Origin of the sequence: Sphingomonas sp. BK069 (assembly GCF_014193405.1) — a bacterium.
In the GTDB taxonomy this organism is placed as follows: Bacteria; Pseudomonadota; Alphaproteobacteria; order Sphingomonadales; family Sphingomonadaceae; genus Sphingomonas.
On the sequence record NZ_JACHZH010000001.1, the window covers coordinates 729,582 to 748,878 of the forward strand.

23 protein-coding genes are annotated in these 19,297 nt (G+C 69.7%); 15 read left to right on the plus strand and 8 right to left on the minus strand.

Going from position 1 to position 19,297, the window contains the following annotated elements; genetic code table 11:
* Positions 1-1,350, minus strand: a complete 1,350-nt coding sequence (gene glmU / locus FHY02_RS03695; RefSeq protein WP_183920533.1) for a bifunctional UDP-N-acetylglucosamine diphosphorylase/glucosamine-1-phosphate N-acetyltransferase GlmU — start codon at positions 1,348-1,350, stop codon at positions 1-3.
* A gap of 61 nt (positions 1,351-1,411) precedes the next feature.
* On the opposite strand from glmU, the gene FHY02_RS03700 reads away from it, so the two are divergent.
* The 12 genes from FHY02_RS03700 (at position 1,412) to FHY02_RS03755 (ending at position 12,545) form a co-directional block, all read left to right on the plus strand.
* Positions 1,412-2,080 (plus strand): HAD-IA family hydrolase, encoded by a 669-nt coding sequence (locus FHY02_RS03700; RefSeq protein WP_183920534.1) that lies wholly within the window; start codon positions 1,412-1,414, stop codon positions 2,078-2,080.
* The gene (locus FHY02_RS03705) at positions 2,077-2,487 is read left to right on the plus strand and encodes a VanZ family protein (RefSeq protein ID WP_260172587.1); all 411 of its coding nucleotides are present in this window, start codon (positions 2,077-2,079) and stop codon (positions 2,485-2,487) included. The genes FHY02_RS03700 and FHY02_RS03705 overlap by 4 nt, the downstream gene beginning before the upstream one ends.
* A complete protein-coding gene (locus FHY02_RS03710; RefSeq protein WP_183920535.1) occupies positions 2,484-3,683 on the plus strand; it encodes an ATP-binding protein in 1,200 nt (399 codons plus the stop codon). The genes FHY02_RS03705 and FHY02_RS03710 overlap by 4 nt, the downstream gene beginning before the upstream one ends.
* 95 nt (positions 3,684-3,778) lie before the next feature.
* Positions 3,779-4,870 (plus strand): substrate-binding domain-containing protein, encoded by a 1,092-nt coding sequence (locus FHY02_RS03715; RefSeq protein WP_183920536.1) that lies wholly within the window; start codon positions 3,779-3,781, stop codon positions 4,868-4,870.
* Positions 4,870-6,246, plus strand: coding sequence for a phosphate ABC transporter permease subunit PstC (pstC, locus tag FHY02_RS03720; RefSeq protein WP_183920537.1), 1,377 nt, complete (start codon positions 4,870-4,872; stop codon positions 6,244-6,246). Before FHY02_RS03715 ends, pstC begins: the two co-directional genes overlap by 1 nt.
* The gene (gene pstA, locus FHY02_RS03725) at positions 6,239-7,534 is read left to right on the plus strand and encodes a phosphate ABC transporter permease PstA (RefSeq protein ID WP_183920538.1); all 1,296 of its coding nucleotides are present in this window, start codon (positions 6,239-6,241) and stop codon (positions 7,532-7,534) included. The genes pstC and pstA overlap by 8 nt, the downstream gene beginning before the upstream one ends.
* Positions 7,534-8,301 carry a phosphate ABC transporter ATP-binding protein PstB gene (gene pstB, locus FHY02_RS03730; RefSeq protein ID WP_183920539.1) on the plus strand — a complete coding sequence of 256 codons (768 nt, stop codon included), beginning with the start codon at positions 7,534-7,536 and terminating at the stop codon, positions 8,299-8,301. Before pstA ends, pstB begins: the two co-directional genes overlap by 1 nt.
* A gap of 17 nt (positions 8,302-8,318) precedes the next feature.
* Complete coding sequence (gene phoU / locus FHY02_RS03735; RefSeq protein ID WP_183920540.1) at positions 8,319-9,017, plus strand: phosphate signaling complex protein PhoU; 699 nt, start codon at positions 8,319-8,321, stop codon at positions 9,015-9,017.
* The gene (phoB, locus tag FHY02_RS03740; protein WP_183920541.1) at positions 9,017-9,709 is read left to right on the plus strand and encodes a phosphate regulon transcriptional regulator PhoB; all 693 of its coding nucleotides are present in this window, start codon (positions 9,017-9,019) and stop codon (positions 9,707-9,709) included. Before phoU ends, phoB begins: the two co-directional genes overlap by 1 nt.
* A 248-nt stretch (positions 9,710-9,957) precedes the next feature.
* Entirely contained in the window at positions 9,958-10,476 is a 519-nt protein-coding gene (locus tag FHY02_RS03745) for a hypothetical protein (RefSeq protein ID WP_183920542.1), read from the plus strand.
* A gap of 77 nt (positions 10,477-10,553) precedes the next feature.
* Entirely contained in the window at positions 10,554-11,453 is a 900-nt protein-coding gene (locus tag FHY02_RS03750) for an SDR family NAD(P)-dependent oxidoreductase (protein ID WP_183920543.1), read from the plus strand.
* 66 nt (positions 11,454-11,519) lie between these two features.
* Entirely contained in the window at positions 11,520-12,545 is a 1,026-nt protein-coding gene (locus tag FHY02_RS03755; RefSeq protein ID WP_183920544.1) for a hypothetical protein, read from the plus strand.
* A gap of 42 nt (positions 12,546-12,587) precedes the next feature.
* Here the strand turns inward: FHY02_RS03755 and FHY02_RS03760 are convergent, their stop codons facing one another.
* Complete coding sequence (locus FHY02_RS03760; RefSeq protein ID WP_183920545.1) at positions 12,588-12,929, minus strand: DUF2794 domain-containing protein; 342 nt, start codon at positions 12,927-12,929, stop codon at positions 12,588-12,590.
* Positions 12,929-13,615 carry a serine O-acetyltransferase EpsC gene (epsC, locus tag FHY02_RS03765; RefSeq protein WP_183920546.1) on the minus strand — a complete coding sequence of 229 codons (687 nt, stop codon included), beginning with the start codon at positions 13,613-13,615 and terminating at the stop codon, positions 12,929-12,931. The genes FHY02_RS03760 and epsC overlap by 1 nt, the downstream gene beginning before the upstream one ends.
* 197 nt (positions 13,616-13,812) lie before the next feature.
* Between epsC and FHY02_RS03770 the strand changes: the two genes are divergently transcribed.
* The gene (locus FHY02_RS03770; RefSeq protein WP_183920547.1) at positions 13,813-14,583 is read left to right on the plus strand and encodes a sulfite exporter TauE/SafE family protein; all 771 of its coding nucleotides are present in this window, start codon (positions 13,813-13,815) and stop codon (positions 14,581-14,583) included.
* Between the two features lie 40 nt (positions 14,584-14,623).
* Here FHY02_RS03770 and FHY02_RS03775 read toward each other — a convergent pair whose 3' ends face one another.
* Together FHY02_RS03775 and FHY02_RS03780 are read right to left on the minus strand one after the other, a co-directional pair.
* Positions 14,624-15,145 (minus strand): carboxymuconolactone decarboxylase family protein, encoded by a 522-nt coding sequence (locus FHY02_RS03775; protein ID WP_183920548.1) that lies wholly within the window; start codon positions 15,143-15,145, stop codon positions 14,624-14,626.
* Between the two features lie 124 nt (positions 15,146-15,269).
* Complete coding sequence (locus FHY02_RS03780; protein WP_183920549.1) at positions 15,270-15,815, minus strand: peroxiredoxin; 546 nt, start codon at positions 15,813-15,815, stop codon at positions 15,270-15,272.
* 143 nt (positions 15,816-15,958) lie between these two features.
* On the opposite strand from FHY02_RS03780, the gene FHY02_RS03785 reads away from it, so the two are divergent.
* Together FHY02_RS03785 and FHY02_RS03790 are read left to right on the plus strand one after the other, a co-directional pair.
* A complete protein-coding gene (locus FHY02_RS03785; RefSeq protein ID WP_132907700.1) occupies positions 15,959-16,861 on the plus strand; it encodes a hydrogen peroxide-inducible genes activator in 903 nt (300 codons plus the stop codon).
* A gap of 296 nt (positions 16,862-17,157) precedes the next feature.
* Entirely contained in the window at positions 17,158-17,829 is a 672-nt protein-coding gene (locus FHY02_RS03790) for an energy transducer TonB (RefSeq protein WP_183920550.1), read from the plus strand.
* Positions 17,830-17,952: 123 nt separating this feature from the next.
* Here the strand turns inward: FHY02_RS03790 and FHY02_RS03795 are convergent, their stop codons facing one another.
* The 3 genes from FHY02_RS03795 to pgsA are packed head-to-tail and all read right to left on the minus strand — an operon-like array spanning position 17,953 to position 19,204.
* The gene (locus FHY02_RS03795) at positions 17,953-18,384 is read right to left on the minus strand and encodes a molybdenum cofactor biosynthesis protein MoaE (RefSeq protein WP_183920551.1); all 432 of its coding nucleotides are present in this window, start codon (positions 18,382-18,384) and stop codon (positions 17,953-17,955) included.
* Positions 18,381-18,632, minus strand: a complete 252-nt coding sequence (moaD, locus tag FHY02_RS03800; RefSeq protein ID WP_183920552.1) for a molybdopterin converting factor subunit 1 — start codon at positions 18,630-18,632, stop codon at positions 18,381-18,383. The genes FHY02_RS03795 and moaD overlap by 4 nt, the downstream gene beginning before the upstream one ends.
* A gap of 5 nt (positions 18,633-18,637) precedes the next feature.
* Positions 18,638-19,204, minus strand: a complete 567-nt coding sequence (pgsA, locus tag FHY02_RS03805) for a CDP-diacylglycerol--glycerol-3-phosphate 3-phosphatidyltransferase (protein ID WP_183921418.1) — start codon at positions 19,202-19,204, stop codon at positions 18,638-18,640.
* Positions 19,205-19,297: the final 93 nt, after the last annotated feature.

Genomic DNA, 19,297 nt, shown 5'->3' on the forward strand with positions numbered 1-19,297 from the left:
TTATTGGCCGCCCTTCTTCGCCTTCATCGACGCGCGGAAGCGCGCCGCCCAACCCGCGCGCTCTTCCTGCCGACCTCGTGCCAAGGCAAGTGAATCCTCCGTAACATCCCGGACAATAACGGAACCTGCCGCGACGATGGCGCCGGCCCCGATCGTCACCGGGGCGACCAAAGCCGAGTTGGAGCCGATGAACGCGCCCGCGCCGATCACCGTGCGGCTCTTGAGATAGCCGTTGTAGTTGCAGGTGATCGTGCCGGCGCCGATATTGGCCTTCGCGCCGACCTCGGCATCACCGATGTAGCTGAGGTGGTTAGCTTTGGCGCCGGCGTGGAGCACCGCGTTCTTGACCTCGACGAAATTGCCGACCTTGGCGCCCTTCTCGAGCACCGCACCCGGCCGCAGCCGCGCGTAGGGGCCGACCTCGACTCCGCTCGCCACCCTGGCGCCCTCGATATGGCTGAAGGCGTGGATCGTCGCGCCGTCCGCCACCTCGACGCCCGGCCCGAAGACGACGTTCTGCGCGATCGTGACATCCCGGCCGATAACCGTGTCGTGCGCGAACCACACCGTCTCGGGCGCGAGCAACGTCGCTCCCTCCGCCATCGCGCGCGCGCGGCGCGCTTGCTGCCACGTCGCCTCCACGGTCGCGAGTTCGGCGCGGCTGTTGACCCCCGCAACTTCGTCCGCCGCCGCCTCGATCACCGCGGCCTGTCCCGACAGCTCAACCACGTCGGTGAGGTAATATTCCCCCGCCGCATTGGCGTTGCCGAGCCGGGCCAGCAGCGCGAACAGCCGCTCGCCGCGAACCGCCATCAGCCCGGTGTTGCACAGATCGACCGCGCGCTCGGTCGCATTGGCGTCCTTGAATTCGACGATCCGCTCGAGCCGGTCGCCGCCGGGCGCGACAATCAGCCGGCCGTAGGCGCCAGGGTCGGTGGGGCGGAAGCCGAGCACCACCACGTCGGGCGAGTCCGCGGCGTGGAGCCGGTCGAGCATCGCGCGCATCGTTGCCGCGCTGACCAGCGGGACGTCGCCGTAGAGGATCAGCACGTCGCCAGAGAAGCCCGCCAGCGCCGCCTCGGCCTGCATCACCGCGTGGCCGGTGCCGAGCTGCTCGGACTGATGCGCGGTGGCGGCGCCGAGCGGCGCCACCGCCGCCTCGACCTGCTCGCGCCCGGCCCCGACCACGACGACGGTGCGCTCTGGCGCGAGCGACGCCGCACTGGCGAGCAGGTGGAGCAGCATCGGGTGTCCCGCGATGGGATGCAGCACCTTGTGCAGATCGGATTTCATCCGCGTGCCCTTGCCAGCGGCGAGGACGACGACAGCGACGGGCGGCTGGCTCGACATGACCGTGCCCTGCCACCCTTTGCTTGCCAATTCCAGTACGAGGCGGCAACGCGGCGCGCGCATGACTGACTTCCCCTTTCCAATCGTCGGGTTCGACCTCGACGGCACCCTGCTCGACACCTCGGGCGACCTCACCGCGGCGACCAACCACGCGCTCGCCTCGGTTGGGCGACCGACACTGAGCGTCGAGCAGGTCAAGCCGATGATCGGCGGCGGTGCGCGCCACATGCTGGCGCAGGGCATGGCGGCGACAGGCGGCTGCTCGGAGGAGGAGCTGGCGGTGCTGCACCGGCGGCTGCTCGACTATTACGAGGCGCATCTCACGGTCCACACCCAGCCCTACCCTCACGTGATCGAGGCGCTCGACGCGCTGGACGCGCGCGGCGTGCGGCTCGCGGTGGTGACCAACAAGCTCGAGCATCTCGCGCGTCAGGTGCTCGGCCAGCTCGGTCTGACCAGGCGCTTCGTCACGATTATCGGCGGCGATACGATGGGGCCGGGGAACGGCAAGCCGTCGCGGCAGCCGATCGACGCCATGGTGGCGCGCTGCGGCGGCGGGCGCGCGGCGTTCGTCGGTGATTCGATCTACGACATACAGGCCGCGCACGCCGCCGGGCTGCCCGCGGTGGCGTGCCGCTTCGGCTTCCTTATGCAGCCCGTCGAGGAGCTCGGCGCGGACGCGATCATCGACGGCTTCGACGACCTCATCCCCACGCTGGAGCGGCTATGACCGAGACCACCTCGCTGGCGCAGGTGCGCCCGCTGTTCCTCGTCGCGCTGATCATCGCGACCGTGGGCGCGGTGACGCTGGCGCTGATGCCGCATCCGCCGTCGCTCGGCCACGTCAGCGACAAATGGCAGCACATGTTCGCCTTCGGCACGCTCACGATCCTGTCGGTGCTGGCGTTTCCGGCGACCTCGCTGCTGCGCATCGGCGAGCGCATGTCGTTCCTCGGCGCGCTGATCGAGGTATTCCAGTCGATCCCCTCGCTCCACCGCGACTGCGACGTAATGGACTGGCTGGCCGACACGCTGATCATCGTCGCGGTGTTGTTCGTGATCGTGCTATTCCGCCGCCTTGACGCTCGCGCGCCCGGTGCCCAGCCGCGACGATCTGCGCTACACCGGCGCGCGTGATCGACGAGATCCCGCTTCGCACCTGGCTCGCGGTCGCGATCGCGGCAGCGACCGCCGCGGTCGTGCTCGCGCTCGCGGACGATTATCAGATCGCGCTCGCCGCGCTGGCGGGCTGCGCGGCGCTGGTGGTGATCATCGCCACCATCCCGGAAGAGCTGCCCGCCGACAGCGCGCCCGAGCCGACCCGCGCCGAAGTCCCTTTCGAGGCCGCGCTCGAGGCGATCGCGGAGCCTGTGCTGGTACTTCGTGCCGGACGAGTCGTGGTCGCCAACGCCGCGGCGCGCGCGTTGCTCGGCCAGCATATCCTCGGCGAGGACGCGCGCGTCGCGATCCGTCATCCCGGTGCGGCCGAACATCTCGCCGAGGGCGCCGAGCATCCGGTCGACCTGGTCGGGATCGGCACGCTCGACCAGCGCTGGCAGATGCGCGCCGCCGCGCTCGGGCCCGCGCTGCGGCTGGTCCATCTCGTCGACCAGACCGACCAATATGCCGCCGAGCGGATGCGCGTCGATTTCGTCGCCAACGCCAGCCACGAGCTGCGCACCCCGCTGGCCTCGATCCTCGGCTATGTCGAGACGCTCGCCGACGCCGCGGGCGAGGACCCCGGGCTGCGCCAGCGCTTCCTCGGCATCGTCTTCGACGAGGCGCGGCGGATGGAGCGGCTCGTCGAGGACCTGATGAGCCTGTCGCGGATCGAGGCGGAGAAGTTCCGTCTGCCGCGCGCCGAGGTCGACCTGACCGAACTGGTACAGGACGCGTGCGACTCGCTCTCCACCACCCACGGCAACCGCGGCGGCGACATCCGGCTGGAGCTGGCCGAGGACATGCCGCGCGTGATCGGCGACCAGGCGCAGCTCTCACAACTGATTCACAATCTGGTCGGCAACGCGATGAAGTACGGCCGGGCGGGCACGCCGGTGGAGGTGTCGCTGAGCGCCGTCGACCGCAACCTCTGCCTCGTCGTGGCGGATCAAGGCGAGGGCATCGCCCCTGAGCATCTGCCGCGCCTGACCGAGCGCTTCTACCGAGTCGATCCCGGCCGCAGCCGCTCGCTCGGTGGTACCGGTCTGGGCCTCGCCATTGTCAAGCATATCGTCGAGCGCCATCGTGGGCGGCTCGACATCACCAGCCAGGTCGGGGTGGGCACGCGCGTGGCCGTTACCCTTCCCGCCGCCGTACCCGCGCCGCTGGCCTGAGCGCGGCACGGCCACCGCTGTCATCAAGGCGTAACTCACGTGTCACATTGGCGGCGCCATCGCGGCGCCGTGTCGGCTGCCCGCTCGGGGGAATGATGTCGCGTCTCGTCCACGCGCTCGCGGCCAGGATGCCAGCGACGCTGCCCTACACCATGCTGGCGACGGTGGCGTGCGGCATGCTGGGCGGCTGCGTCGATCAGGCCGCTGGCGGCGCGTCGGGATCGCGCGATCAGATCCGCATCGTCGGCTCCTCCACCGTCTACCCCTTCACGACCCTGGTCGCCGAGCAGTTCCTCGCCAATACGCCGGGCGCGAAGCCGCCGGTGATCGAGTCGACCGGCACAGGCGCGGGGATGAAATTGTTCTGCGCCGGCGTCGGTGCAGCCCATCCCGACATCGAGGACGCCTCGCGACGGATGCATCGGTCCGAATATGACGCGTGCGCGCGCCACGGTGTCGGTGCGGTGCTCGAGGTACAGGTCGGCATCGACGGCATCGCCCTTGCCGAGTCGCTGCGTGGGCCGGGTCTGGCGCTGACCACGACGGACCTCTATCGCGCGCTCGCCGCGGCGCCCGGCGGACGCCGCAACACCGCGCGGCTGTGGCGCGACGTCGACCCGGCGCTGCCCGCGATCCCGATCCAGGTCTACGGGCCACCGGCGACGAGCGGGACACGCGACTCGTTCGTCGAGCTGATCATGGCGCCGGGCTGCGAGGCGGTCCAGCCCGACACGCGCGCGCTGCGCGAGCGCGCGCCCGAGCTCTTCGCCGCGCGCTGCCACCGGCTGCGCGACGACGGCGCCTATATCGACGCGGGCGAGAACGACAATCTCATCGTCCAGAAGTTGCGGGCCAACCCCGACGCGATCGGAATCTTCGGCTATGCCTATCTCGAGGAGAATGGCGGCGCGGTACGCGGCGTGACGCTCGGCGGTGTGGCGCCGAGCTACGCCACGATCGCCGACGGCAGCTATCCCGGCGCGCGGCCGCTCTACCTCTACGTCAAGAAGGCGCACCTGCGCGCCATCCCCGGGCTGCGCGCCTTTCTTCGCCAATATGGCGCCCTATGGGGCCGGCAGGGACCGCTGGTGCGACGCGGGCTGATCGCCTCGCCCGAGCCGGTGCAGCGTCGCGCCGCCGCGGTGATCGCGCAGGAGATCGCGCTCGATCCGGCGGAGTTGCGCTGATGTCGCCGCTCGCGCTCGCCTTCGTGATCGCCGCACTCGCGCTGATCGGCTGGGTCACGGCGCGCGCGCGCGCCGCGCGCTTCCGCCGCGGCACTGCTCGCCGCTTCAGCTCGCTGCCGCAGCATCATGGCTGGTTCGTCGCGATGGGCACGCTGCTGCCGGCGCTGCTGTTTCTCACGGTGTGGCATCTCACCTCACCCGCGCTGGTGACCGAGGCGGTGCTCGCCACGCCCGGTGCAGCGACGCTGCCCCCGCCCGGACTCGACCGCGCCGCCATCCTGGCGGAGGCGCGCAACCTCGCCGCCGGACGCGCCTATGGCGCGTTTCACCCGCTCTCGGAGCAGCTCGCGCCGGCCTATGCCGCGGCGCAGGCGCGCTACGACTGGATCGCCACCGCGGTGGCGCTGCTGCTAGCCTTCGTCGGCGGTGCGCTCTGCTACCTGCGCGTACGCCCCGGCTTCTCGGCGCGCACGCACGTCGAGCGCGTGATCATGGGCGCGCTTCTCGGCGCCTCGCTGATCGCGATCGTGACCACGACCGGGATCGTCGTCTCGTTGCTATTCGAGAGCGCGCGCTTCTTCCGGATCGTGCCGCTCAGCGATTTTCTGCTCGGCATGCACTGGAGTCCGCAGGCGATCGACCCGCGCGATCCCGGCGCCTCGCTCGGCGCGGTGCCCTTGTTCTGGGGTACTTTCTTCATCGGGGCGGTGATCGCGATGGCGGTGGCGATCCCGTTCGGGCTGATGAGCGCGATCTACCTGACGCAATATGCGCGACCGGCGACGCGGCGCTGGGTGAAGCCGCTGCTCGAGATCCTCGCGGGCGTGCCGACCGTCGTGTACGGCTATTTCGCGGCGCTGACGGTGGCGCCGGCGGTGCGCGACCTCGGCGTCGCGCTGGGGGTGAGCTGGGCCTCGTCCGAGAGCGCGCTCGCCGCGGGGGCGGTGATGGGCGTGATGATCATCCCCTTCGTCTCCTCCATGGCGGACGACTCGCTCTCCGCCGTGCCCGCGGCGATGCGCGACGGCAGCCTCGCGATGGGCGCGACCAGCTCGGAGACGATCCGGCAGGTGCTCCTTCCCGCCGCCCTCCCCGGCGTGGTCGGCGGCGTGCTGCTGGCGGTGAGCCGCGCGATCGGCGAGACGATGATCGTGGTGATGGCCGCGTCCGGCGTGGCGACGCTGACGCTCAACCCCTTCGCCAGTGCCACCACCGTGACCAAGCAGATCGTCGACCTGCTCACCGGCGAGGCGGCGTTCGACTCGGCCAAGACGCTCGCCGCCTTCGCCCTGGGGCTCACGCTGTTCGTCATCACCCTGCTGCTCAACGTCGTCGCGCTGATCGTGGTGCGCCGCTACCGCGAGGCCTATGAGTAAGTCGCTCGTTCCACAGGCGCCGGTGAGCGCCGCCGAGACGGCCGAACGACGCCCGACCGACTGGCGCACCGCGTCGATGCAGCGCCGCGTGCGCCAGCGCTACGCCGCCGAGCGGCGCTTCCGCCTGCTCGGGCTCGCCGCGGTGGTCGCCTCGGCCGCCTTCCTGCTGTTCCTGCTCGCGTCCATGCTGGCGCGCGGTGCCGGCGGCTTCGTCGAGACGCGGATCGCGCTGCCGCTCGACCTCGCGCGCGCCGGGCTGAACGTCACGCCGGCGCAACTTCGCGGCCCGCGCGCCGATCTCGCGCTCGCCGGGGCCGGCTTGGAGCGAGCGGTCGACACGGCCGCCGAGACCGCCTTCCCGCGTGACGGCGGCGCGGCGCTGCTGTCCGACGCGGCGTGGCTGCGCGTGCGCGAGGCGGTCAAACGCGACCCCAGCCTGCTGAGTCGCCGCGCGACCATCGACGTACCCGTCACCTCGCGGCTCGACATCGCTTTCAAGGGCGGCGGCTCGCGTGCTGACCGGGCAATCGCCCGATCACTCGCGCCACGTCTCTCGCGCGGGCTCAACCACGACTTCCTCGGCGGCGCCGACTCGACCGACCCGACCCGCGCGGGTATCTGGGGCGCGCTCAAAGGCTCGCTGCTGACGATGCTGGTGACCTTGCTGCTCGCCTTCCCGATCGGCGTGTTCTCGGCGCTCTACCTCGAGGAATATGCGCCGCGGAACCGCTGGACCGACCTGATCGAGGTATCGATCAACAACCTCGCCGCGGTGCCCTCGATCATCTTCGGACTGCTCGGGCTCGCCGTGTTCCTCGGCACGTTCCACATGCCGCGCTCGGCCGCGCTGGTCGGCGGGTTGACGCTCGCGCTGATGACCACCCCGGTGATCGTGATCGCGGCGCGCAACGCGATCGGCTCGGTGCCGCCCTCGATCCGCGACGCCGCGCGCGCGCTGGGCGCCTCGCCGGTGCAGGTGGTGTTCCACCACGTACTGCCGCTGGCGCTGCCCGGCATCCTCACCGGCACCATCATCGGCATGGCGCGCGCGCTGGGCGAGACCGCGCCGCTGCTGATGATCGGCATGCGCGCTTTCATCGCCGCCCCGCCCCAGCGGCTGACCGATCCGGCGACGGTGCTGCCGGTGCAAATCTTCCTGTGGTCCGACGACGTGCAGGCCGGTTTCGTCGAGAAGACTTCGGCCGCGATCATCGTGCTACTCGTCTTCCTGCTGGCGATGAACGGCCTCGCCATCTACCTTCGCAACCGTTTCGAGACCCGCTGGTGATGAGCAACGCCCCGCCCAAGATGACCGCGAGCGGCGTCGACGTCTTCTACGGCGCGAAGCAGGCGATCCGCGACGTCAGCATCGACGTGCGCCAGGAGGACGTCACCGCCTTCATCGGACCGTCGGGCTGCGGCAAGTCGACCTTCCTGCGCACGCTCAACCGCATGAACGACACCATCCCAGGCGCGCGTGTCTCGGGCGACATCCGGCTCGACGGCGAAGACGTCTACGCCAAGGCGATGGACGTGGTACAGTTGCGCGCGCGCGTCGGCATGGTGTTCCAGAAACCCAATCCCTTCCCCAAGTCGATCTTCGAGAATGTCGCCTACGGCCCGCGGATCCATGGGCTGGCGCGCTCCAAGGCGGATCTCGCGCAGATCGTCGAGCGCTCGCTCACCCGCGCCGGCCTGTGGAACGAGGTCAAGGACCGGCTCGGCGACTCGGGTACGGCACTGTCGGGCGGGCAGCAGCAAAGGCTGTGCATCGCGCGCGCGATCGCGGTCGACCCCGAGGTGATCCTGATGGACGAGCCGTGCAGCGCGCTCGATCCCGTCGCCACCGCGCGGATCGAGGAGCTGATCCACGACCTGCGCGGGCGCTACGCCATCGTGATCGTCACCCACAACATGCAGCAGGCGGCGCGGGTGAGCCAGCGCACCGCCTTCTTCCACCTCGGCCAGTTGGTCGAATATGGCGACACGTCCGACATCTTCACCAACCCGCGGGAGGAACGGACGAAGGATTATATCACCGGGCGCTACGGCTGAGAGACGGGACGGGACGGATGGCGAACAGCCAGGAACATACGGTCAAGGCCTTCGACCAGGACATCGGCCAGCTGCGCGGGTTGATCTCGCAGATGGGCGGGCTGGCGGAGCGCGCGATCGCGGAGGCGATGGTGGCGCTGCAGCGCGGCGACGCCGAGCAGGCCGCGCGCGTGGCGGCGGGCGATCGCCAGATCGACGCGCTGGAGGCGGAGGTGGAGCGCACCGCGGTGCGGATCATCGCACTGCGCGCGCCGATGGCGGACGACCTGCGCGAGGTGGTCGCCGCGCTCAAGATCGCCGGCGTGGTCGAGCGCATCGCCGATTATGCCAAGAACATCGCGCGTCGCGTGCCCCAGATCGAGAGCGAGCATCGCATCGATCCGATCTCCACCCTTCCCGCGATGGCGAAGATGGCGTCCGGGATGGTCCACAACGTGCTCGATGCCTTCGCCGCGCGCGATCCCGATCAGGCGTTGGCGGTGTGCGAGAGCGACCGCGCGCTGGACGATTTCTATGACAGCATCTTCCGCACGCTCGTGACCTACATGGTCGAGAACCCGAAGACGATCAGCCAGTGCGCGCACCTGCTGTTCGTCGCCAAGAACCTGGAGCGGATCGGGGATCACGCCACCAATGTGGCGGAGATGGTCTATTTCGCGGCAACGGGAACGCGATTGACCGAGCGCGACAAGCTTCATCACGGGGGTACCATCTGATGGCCAAGGCCCGCATGCTGCTGGTGGAGGACGACGCCAGCCTCGCCGAACTGCTCGTGTGGCATTTCACGCGCGAGCATTTCGCCGTCCAGCACACGATCGACGGTGAGGAAGCCCTGCTGATGGCGAGGGAGACCCCGCCGGACATCGTGCTGCTCGACTGGATGGTCGAGGGCATCTCGGGGATCGAGGTGTGCCGGCGCCTGCGCCGCGCCGCCGAGACGCAGAATGTGCCGATCATCATGCTCACCGCGCGCGGCGAGGAGGAGGACCGGGTCCGCGGGCTGGAGACCGGCGCCGACGATTACGTCACCAAGCCCTTCTCGCCGCGCGAGCTGGTGGCGCGTGTCGGCGCGGTGCTGCGTCGCGTCCGCCCGGCGCTAGCGGGCGAGCAGCTCACCTACGCCGACCTCGAGATGGACACGGTCGGCCACAAGGTGCGCCGGGGCGGCGAGGTGGTCGCGCTCGGGCCGACCGAGTTCCGGCTGCTCAAGCACTTCCTCGAGCATCCCGGCCATGTCTTCTCGCGCGAGCGGCTGCTCGACAGCGTCTGGGGGCACGACAGCGACATCGAGAGCCGCACCGTCGACGTTCACATCCGCCGCCTGCGCAAGGCGATCAACGAGGGCGGACGGCCGGACATCATTCGCACGGTGCGCTCGGCCGGCTATGCGCTAGATACGGGACATTGAGGCTTAACTACAGGTAGTTAAATTGAGAGGCGCCCGTGCTCCTGCGAAGGCAGGAGCCGAGGGAGGCGGGGCGCTACACCCTTGGCGCTGGGATCCCGCGTTCGCGGGAACACGACATCACGGGCGTATCGTCGCCGCCTCTTCTTCGGTGCGCCGGCGCAACGATGGACCTTTTCTCGCCGCCAGTTCGTTGGCCGACCCGCGTGACTTTACGCGTTTCTGACCGAACGCACGGCAGGAGAGAGAACATGAAGACGATCCTTCTGGCAGCAGCCGCCGTAATCGCCATCCCGACGATGGCGATCGCGCAGGACACTCCGCAGCAGACGCCGCAGACCGGCACGATGCAGCCCGACACCACCACCGCGCCCGACGCCACCGCGCCGGCTGACGCGGCCCCGGCGCCCTCGGCCGACACCACCGCCGATCCGGCGATGAGCCAGCAGCAGGCGCCGATGCAGAGCGCGCCCTCGACCGGTGACGCCGCGACGCCGCCGTCGGCCAGCCCCGCCTCGCCGCAGCCCGCCGCGGGGGGCGCGATGGGCACCGAAACCGCGGGCGGCTACCAGCCGTCGCAGCCGGCGCTGTCCGGTACGCCGCAGCCCGGCGCGACCGTGCGCTTCCAGCCCGCGCCGTCGCCCGATCAGGCCTATCCGGCGCCCGCAGCCAAGTCGGAGTACCCGGTCTGCAAGAAGGGCCAGTATGACGGCTGCATGCAGGCGAGCGACGCCGGCGGCAAGAAGCGCGCGCGCGCGCGTCGTCGCTGACGGGACAGGACGGGCTTCTCGCCCGTCCCGCACCTGATTAGGAAAGGCGCTCCATCGCACGAGGGGGCGCCTTTCTCATGTCCATTCGCTTCGACGACCGCGTCGCCATCGTCACCGGCGCCGGCGGCGGACTGGGGCGGCACTATGCGCTCGAACTGGCGCGACGCGGTGCGCGCGTCGTCGTCAACGATCTCGGCGGCGACCGCTCGGGCCAGGGCGGCTCCGACGCGGCGGAGGCGGTGGTCGAGGAGATCCGCGCCGCGGGCGGCGAGGCGTTCGCCAACGGCGCCAGCGTGACTGATATGACCGCGATGGAAGAGATGGTCGCCCGCGCCTGCGAAGCCTGGGGCGGCGTCCATGTTCTGATCAACAACGCCGGCGTGCTGCGCGACCGCACCTTCGCGAAAATGACGCCGGAGGATTTCGCGTTCGTCGTCGACGTCCACCTGATCGGCTCGGCGAACGCCACCAAGGCTTGTTGGGAGACCTTCCGCGAGCAGCACTACGGCCGCGTGCTGATGACTGCTTCGTCATCGGGCCTGTTCGGCAATTTCGGTCAGGCGAATTACGGCGCCGCCAAACTGGGTCTCGTCGGGCTGGCGCGCACGCTTCACCTCGAGGGCGCGCGCTACGGCATTCGCGTCAATACGATCGCGCCGGTGGCCGGCACGCGGATGACGGAGGAGCTGTTCCCGGCCGAGGCCTATGCCGCCTTCGCGCCCGAGAAGGTCGCGCCGGCCGCGCTGTTCCTCGTCAGCGAGGAGGCGCCGAGCAACCAGATCGTCGGTGCCGGCGCCGGCGTGTTCCAGGCGAGCCAGATCACGCTCACGCCGGGCGTGCTGCTCGAGGGTGAGGCGCTCTCACCGGAGGGCGTCGCGGCGCACTGGTCGGCGATAACCGACCGCACCGGCGAGACCGTGCCCGAGTCGGGCGCCGCGCAGGCGATGCTGATCGGCGCAAAACTTTCTAAGGGTTGAGCGACCGACCCGATCGGGTCACACCGCGGGTTGCGCACCGTTGATCCGACCGCGACAATAACTTCCATGTACAGCGACAGCGACCTCGATCAGGCGGTGACCGCGGGCGTGCTTCCGCCGCAGCTTGCCGCCGACTTCCGCCACTATGTCGCCGCCCAGCGTGCGGCCCCGGCGGCCGACGAGGAGCATTTTCGCTTCCTGACCGGCTTCAACGACATCTTCGTCACCATCGCGATCACGTTGCTGCTCGTCGCGGTGGCGCAGCTCGGCGGGCTAGTGGCTCCCGCGGCGGGCGCGGCGGCGATCGTTGCCACCTCCTGGGTGCTCGCACTCTATTTCACCGCGCGTCGGCGCATGGCACTGCCCAGCATCGTGCTGCTGCTGACCTTCGTCGGCGGCGTCGCGGCTGCGGTGGTCGCGATCCCGGCGCCGCACGCCATCCTGATCGACGACCGGTCGAGTGCCACCGCGGTCAGTGCTGCGGCTGGCCTAGCCGCGCTCGGGGCTTGGGCGCATTGGCGACGGTTTCGCGTGCCCATCACCCCCGCGGCCGGCGCCGCCGCGTCGGTCGGCCTCGTCATCAGCCTGATCGTGGCGGCGGTACCGACCGCCCGGCCGCTCGTCTGGGCGATGCTCCTCGTCGGCGGACTGGCCGTGTTCGCCTATGCGATGCGGTGGGACATGAGCGACCCGCGGCGCGAGACGCGGCGAGCCGACGTCGCTTTCTGGCTCCACCTCGTCGCCGCGCCGATGATCGCGCATCCCGTCTTCCAGCTGCTCGGCGTGTTCGAAGATAAGCTGGCACTCGGCACCGCGATCGTCGTGCTGCTGCTCTACCTGGTCTTCGCGCTGGTGGCCGTGGCGGTAGACCGTCGCGCCCTGTTGGTGTCGAGCCTGGTCTATGTGCTCTACGCGATGTCGGCGCTGATCCGCACCACTGGAGCGGTGGAACTCTCCGCCGCGCTCACCGCGCTGGTCATCGGCGCCGCGCTGCTGTCGCTGTCCGCCTTCTGGCAAGGGATCCGCGCGCGTCTGGTCCTGCGACTGGGCGCGCTCGGCCGGCGACTGCCCCCGATCGCCGCGGCGATCTGACGTCAGGGGCGCGGCTGGCAGCGATCCGGCCGCTCGGTCGACTTACTCTTCGACCAGCTTCATCAGCCGCCGCTCGACCGGGGCGAGTACCGGGCCGAGCTCATGGCCGCGCCGGACCACCTGCCCCGCCTCACCCACCAGCGCCCACATGCCCTGACGCTGGCGCAGCGCGGGGCGCTTCTCGATACGGAACTCGGGACGCTCGGCGGTGCGGCGGAAGGCGCTGAACACCGCGGCGTCGCGACCAAGGTCGATCGCATAGTCACGCCAGTGACCGGCCGCCACCATGCGGCCATAAAGATCGAGGATGCGGTTGAGCTCGAGCCGCTCGAAGCCGACCTGGATCGGCCGCGCGCCGCCCGGGAAGGGTGTGACGATCCCCATCAGGCGCGATCGCGCTCCGGCTGGTCGCCGCGCTCGGCGATCAGCGAATCGAGCCGCTTCTTCATCGCCTCCAGCTCGCACCGCAGGATCTCGACCTTCTGCGTCGCGGGATCGAACACCTCGCTGCACGGCGTTCCATAAGGCACGAAGCGCGGCTCGGGTGCGGCGCCCCCTTCGACCATCGTCGGCCGTGCCGGGATCCCGACCATCACCGCGCCCGCGGGAACGTCCCGCGTCACCACCGCGTTCGCGCCGACCCTGGCGCGCGGGCCGACCAGGATCGGCCCGAGCACCTGCGCGCCCGAGCCGATGATGGCGCCATCGGCAATGGTCGGGTGGCGCTTGCCCGCGACACCGTTGTCGGGGCTGGTGCCGCCCAGCGTCACGCACTGGTAGATGGTGACGTCGTCGCCGATCTCGGCGGTCTCACCGATCACCACGAAGCCATGGTCGATGAAGAAGCGCCGCCCGATCTTGGCGCCGGGATGAATGTCGATCGCGGTGAGCAGCCGCGAGACATGGTTTACCACGCGCGCGCCGAGGAACCAGCGGCGGCGATAGAGCCGGTGGGCGACGCGGTGGAAGCCGAGCGCCCAGACTCCCGGGTAGGTGAGGATCTCCAGCCGCGAGTGTGGGGCGGGATCGCGCGCGCGGATCGAGTCGAGATATTCGTTCAGTCGCGCCATCCGTGTCCCCGCCGGCTCCCCTTAGGCGCCGGCGGCGCCGACGCTCGATCATGGTTGTCGCCTACAGATAAGGCGAACGCGCGGCGGTTTCCATAAGCACCGCCTGGGTGCCGGAAACTCGAATTTCCTATCGCGGTTGTAGATGATCGCCCAAGCCCTTAGCATCGGGCTCGCGGCGGGCGCGATCAGGAAGGTGCATGCAGTTACTCTCTCAGCTGGACGTCGCCGGCCTGCTTCCGTTCATCGCCGTCGGTTTCGGTGCCCAGCTCGTCGACGGCGCGCTCGGCATGGCCTTCGGCGTGATCTGCAACACCTTGCTGGTGGCGGTGATGGGCGTGGCGCCCGCGCGCGCCTCGGCCAACGTCCATATCGTCGAGACCTTCACCACCGCGGTGTCGGGGATCAGCCACGCCTTGCACGGCAACATCGACCGTAGGCTGTTCCTGCGCCTGCTGATCCCGGGTGTGATCGGCGGGGTCACTGGTGCCTATCTGCTCACCAACCTCGACGGCAACACGGTCAAGCCCTTCGTGCTCGGCTATCTCATCGCGGTAGGCGTCTACCTGCTGATCCGCGGGCTGCTCTTCCCGCCCAAGGTGAGCAAGCCCAAGGTGGTCGAGCCGCTCGGACTAATCGGCGGCTTTATGGACGCCGCAGGCGGCGGCGGTTGGGGACCGATCGTCACCTCCAACCTGCTCGTCCAGGGCGTCGAACCCCGCAAGGTGGTCGGCACGGTCAGCGCGGTGGAGTTCTTCCTCACCACGATCGTCTCTGCGACCTTCATCTATCATCTCGGCGTGAAGGACTTCGCCACCGCCACGATCGGCCTGCTGATCGGGGGCGTCGTCGCCGCGCCGTTCGGCGCCCTGTTCGCCAAGCGCATACCGATGAAGTTGATGCTGGTGCTGGTCGGTGCGGTGCTGACGATCACCAGCACCTACGGCTTCGTGCGCGCGGTGCTGATGTGACCTCGCTGCCCCGGCGCGTCCGCCGCGCCGGGGCGTCGGCTCATGCGCTGACCGCGTGGACCGTGGCGACCGCCTTCATCACCGAGGCGACGCGCACCGCGGACTGGATCACCTCGGCGGTAATGCCCGCCTTCTTGAGCACCTGCTCATGGCTGTCGATGCACATGCCGCAGCCGTTCATCGCGCTGACCGCCAGGCTGAACAGCTCGAAATCGACCTTGTCGATGCCGGGCGCCGCGATCACGTTCATGCGCAGCTTGGCGGGCATGCGCTGGTACTCGTCGTTCCCGGCGAGGTGCGTGAAGCGATAATAGACGTTGTTCATCGCCATCACCGCCGCCGCGGCGCGCGCCGCATTGGCCGCCTCGGGCGAGAGCTTGTCGGCCACCTCGGCCTCGGTCGCCTCGACCAGCGGCTTGTGCCCCGAACCGTGCGCGCAGGCGAGCAGCAGACCGTATTTGCGCTGGTCGTTAAGCACCGTCTCGTTGAGCAAGGAACCGACGTTGAGCCGGATGTCCTTGGCGAAGTCGGGCAAGGTGCCCGCGAATTCCTTGAGTGCCATGTCTCTCTCTCGGACGTGAGTCGCCCCGGCGCGACCGGCCCTCGCGAGGTCGCGAGGGGTCAGCCGCCGCCGGGGCGACGGGTAGATGAAGGAGGCGGGACGCGCGGCCCCGCTCCCGGATCGATCAGGCCGCGACCTGGAGGACGTTGTCGCCCTTGTTCCAGTTGCACGGGCACAGCTCGTCGGTCTGCAGCGCGTCGAGCACGCGCAGCGTCTCGGCCGGGTTACGGCCGACGTTGAGGCCGTTGACCTGCACCGCCTGGATCACGTTGTCCGGATCAACGATGAAGGTGGCGCGGAACGCGACATGCTCGTTCTTGTCGACGATGCCGAGCGCGTCGGCCAGCTTGCGGCCGTTGTCCGCCAGCCACGGGAAGTCGGCCGCGGCGAGGTCCGGGTCCGACTTGCGCCACGCCAGATGGACGTGCGCGGTGTCGGTCGAGGCGCCGATCAGCACCGCGTCGCGGTCCTCGAAGTCGCCCTTGATCTGGCTGTAGCCGACGATCTCGGTCGGGCACACGAAGGTGAAGTCTTTCGGCCAGTAGAACAGCACCTTCCACTTGCCCGGATAGGCGGTGGTGAGGTCGAGCGTCTCGCCGGCGGGCAAAGCGCCGGTGCCCTGCTGGACGGGAACGGTGATGGCGGGGAACTGATCGCCGATGGTCAGCATGGAAGCCTCCTGATGGAAATATGGGCTTCAGCCATCCTCTCGCGCGCGGGCGGTGGGCCGCCTCTCGTCGACGCGGCACTAAAAGGGTTCGCGTGATCGATCAAGTCGGTTATTACGAAGGCGTTGATCGACAGAGGCGATGAATGGCGGCCATATACCTACCCACGTTGAAGCAGTTGCAGTATCTTGTGGCGCTCAAGGATCACGGACATTTCGGCCGCGCCGCGGAGGCGTGCTTCGTCACCCAGTCGACTTTGTCGGCAGGACTGCGCGAGCTAGAGACGCTGATCGGTGTCACGCTGGTGGAGCGCACCCGCCGGGTCGTCCGCTTCACTCCACTGGGCGAGCAGATCGCGACCAAGGCGCGAACGGTGTTGCGCGAGGCGGAGGAACTCGGCGACATGGCGCGGGCCGCGGGGCGGCCGCTGTCGGGCGAGATGCGGATGAGCGTGATCCCGACGATCGCGCCCTTCCTGCTGCCGCGCGTGCTGCCGCGGCTGCGACGCGACTATCCCGACCTCAAGCTGTTCCTGCGTGAGGAGCCGAGCGGCCCGGCGTGCGAGGCGCTCCACAACGGCCGCACCGACTGCGTGCTGCTGGCGCTGCCCTATGCCTGCGGCGAGGTGACGACGCTGCCGCTGTTCGACGATCACCTGTTCCTCGCCTTTCCCGAGGGCGAGATGCCCGCCACACCGGCGGCGGTGAGCCCGGCCGAGATCGACGAGACCCGGCTGCTGCTGCTCGAGGACGGCCACTGTCTCAAGGACCATGCGCTGGCGGCGTGCAACCGCGCCGAGCTGCGCGCCGAGGCGACGATGCTGGGCACCTCGCTCCACACGATGGTGCAGATGGTCGACAACGGGCTGGGCGTAACGATGCTGCCCAAAATCGCGCTCGACGCTGGCATCCTGGAGCATACCAACGTCGCCGCGCGCCCACTCGACGCGGCGCATCCGGTGCGCACGCTGGCACTGGTGTGGCGCCGTGCCTCGCCGCGCGAGCGCGACTTCCAGCTGCTCGGCGAGGTGCTGAAAGCAGCGGGCTGAGCGGGCGGGTGTCGAACGTCGCCCGTCCACGTCCGCGTCATCCTGGACTTGTTCCAGGATCCACGGTGCCACGCATCCAACGGCCGTGGCGTGTGCGGAACGGTGGATACTGAGACAAGCTCAGGATGACGCCGCCCGAATGGGTTGAAGCGAATTCGCCTGTCCCATTTCACGACCGGAACGGATCGAACGGCGGATTGACCGCCCGCGGGCCGAGGCGCAGCCTCTCGGATCCGGAGCTCGCCGATGGTCGGGCAAGATGGCCGCCACGGCACTCCAGGTTGGAGGGTTGTCGCATGGCTTATGCAGACCGGGTCCCCAGTTCGAGACGCGTCACCACCCTCGCCGCGGTTGCTGCGATCCATGGCCTGATCGGCTATGTGTTCGTCAGCGGCATGGCGGCGAGCTTCGTGACGACGGTGACGACCGAACTGACGATCCGCAACATCCCGGCGGAGACGCCGCCGCCACCTGATCCGGCGCCGCAGCCGACGCAGATCGCGTCCAAGCAGCAGCCTATTCAGACGATCGTCACGCCCGAGCCGGTCGTGCCGACCACCACCGACACGTCCTTCACGGTCGAGCCTGTCACCCCGATCATCCCGATCACGCCGATCATCGGCGGTGGCAGCGGCACCGTGGAGATCACCCCGCCCCCGCCACCGCTGAGCAAGGCGAGCGGCGTCCGCGCGAGAGGCGATCGCACGCGGTGGATCTCGACCGAGGACTATCCGCCCTCCGCGATCCGCGCCGGCGAGCAGGGCGTGGTCGCGATCGCGGTCCAGGTCGACGCCGCGGGCAAGGTCACCGGGTGCAGCGTCACCGCGTCGAGCGGACATGACGCGCTCGATCAGGCGACGTGCCGGCTCTACCAGCGCCGCGGCCGCTTCACCGCGGCCCTCGACGATACCGGAACGCCGATCGCGGCGACTTACATCGACCGCGTCCATTGGGTGTTACCGCGCTGAGGCGAGCGGAAACTCGTGTCCCGGCGGAGGCCGGGGCCCAGCTGGGAAGGCGGGAGTGGGTCTCGCTACCGTCGCCCGACTGGGCCCCGGCCTTCGCCGGGCACAGTAGAGCGGAGACAGGTTCTACTCCCAGCGCGCCGCCGCCTCCCCGTCGCCGTCACGCGCTTCGACCCAGCGCGAAGCGCCGTTCACCGTCTCGCGCTTCCAGAAGGGCGCGTCGGTCTTGAGCCGGTCGATGAGGTAGGCACACGCCTCCAGCGCCGCGCACCGGTGGGGGGCACAGGTGCCGACGAAGACGATCCGCTCGCCCGGCGCCATCGCGCCGACGCGGTGGACGATCGTCGCCGCGGTGAGCGACCAGCGCGCGCTCGCCGCGGCGGCCAGTCGCTCGAGCGCGGTCTCGGTCGCCCCCGGATAGTGTTCCAGCTCGAGCGTCGCGACCCCGTCGTCGCCGCGCACCAGCCCGGTGAAGCTCGCCACCGCGCCGTCGCGCTCGAGCACCTCAAGCTCCGCCGCGACGTCGATCACGGCGGGCGAGACGGCGACGCGGATCACCCGCCCGTCACCGGCGGGAAGATCGCCACCTCGCGCGCGCCCGCGATCGACGCGTCGAGCGGCACGAACGCCTGGTCGACCGCGGCGCGCAGCCGCGCCGGCTCGGCGAAGGCGGCGGCGTGACGCTCGCTCGCGGCGGCGAGCCAGGCGACCAGCTCGGCGACCGTTGTCACCGACGATGGGGGCGCCACCTCCTCCTCGCCGACGCCGACGCGCTCGCGCACCCAGGCGAAATACAAGAGCCGCACCGCGCTCAATCCATGTGCCGCAGACCGACGCGGAGGTAGTCCCACCCCGTCACGATCGTCAGCGCCGCGGCGCCCCACAGGCTGGCGAGCCCGACCTGGTGGACCCACACCGCCGCGGGCACCGCGCCCGAGAGGATCAAGGCGCCGAGCGACACCAGCTGGAGCGTCGTCTTCCACTTGGCCAGCCGCGACACCGGCAGCGATACCTGCAGGCCGGCGAGGAACTCGCGGAGTCCGCTCACCGCGATCTCGCGCAGCAGGATCACCAGCGCGGCGATTATATGGACGCCGGTGATCACCGCGACGTCGTCGTGGCGCGTCCCGACCAGCATCAGGATCACCGCGGCGACCATGATCTTGTCCGCGATCGGGTCGAGGAACACGCCCAGCTTCGAGACGGTGCCCTGCGCGCGCGCCAGGTATCCGTCGAAATAGTCGGTGATCCCCATCAGGCAGTAGAGGCAGAAGGCGATCGCGAATCCGGCCTGCCAGCTCGGCCACCAGAGGAAGGCGACCAGCAGCGGCACCATGACGATCCGCGACAGCGTCAGGAGATTGGGCAGCGACAGCATCGCCCGCCGACGTGGACCGCGCGCGCCCGCGGCGCAACCCGCGCCCGCGAAAAACAGCGTTTGGAACGCGCGCACCCAGGGGCTATGGCCGCG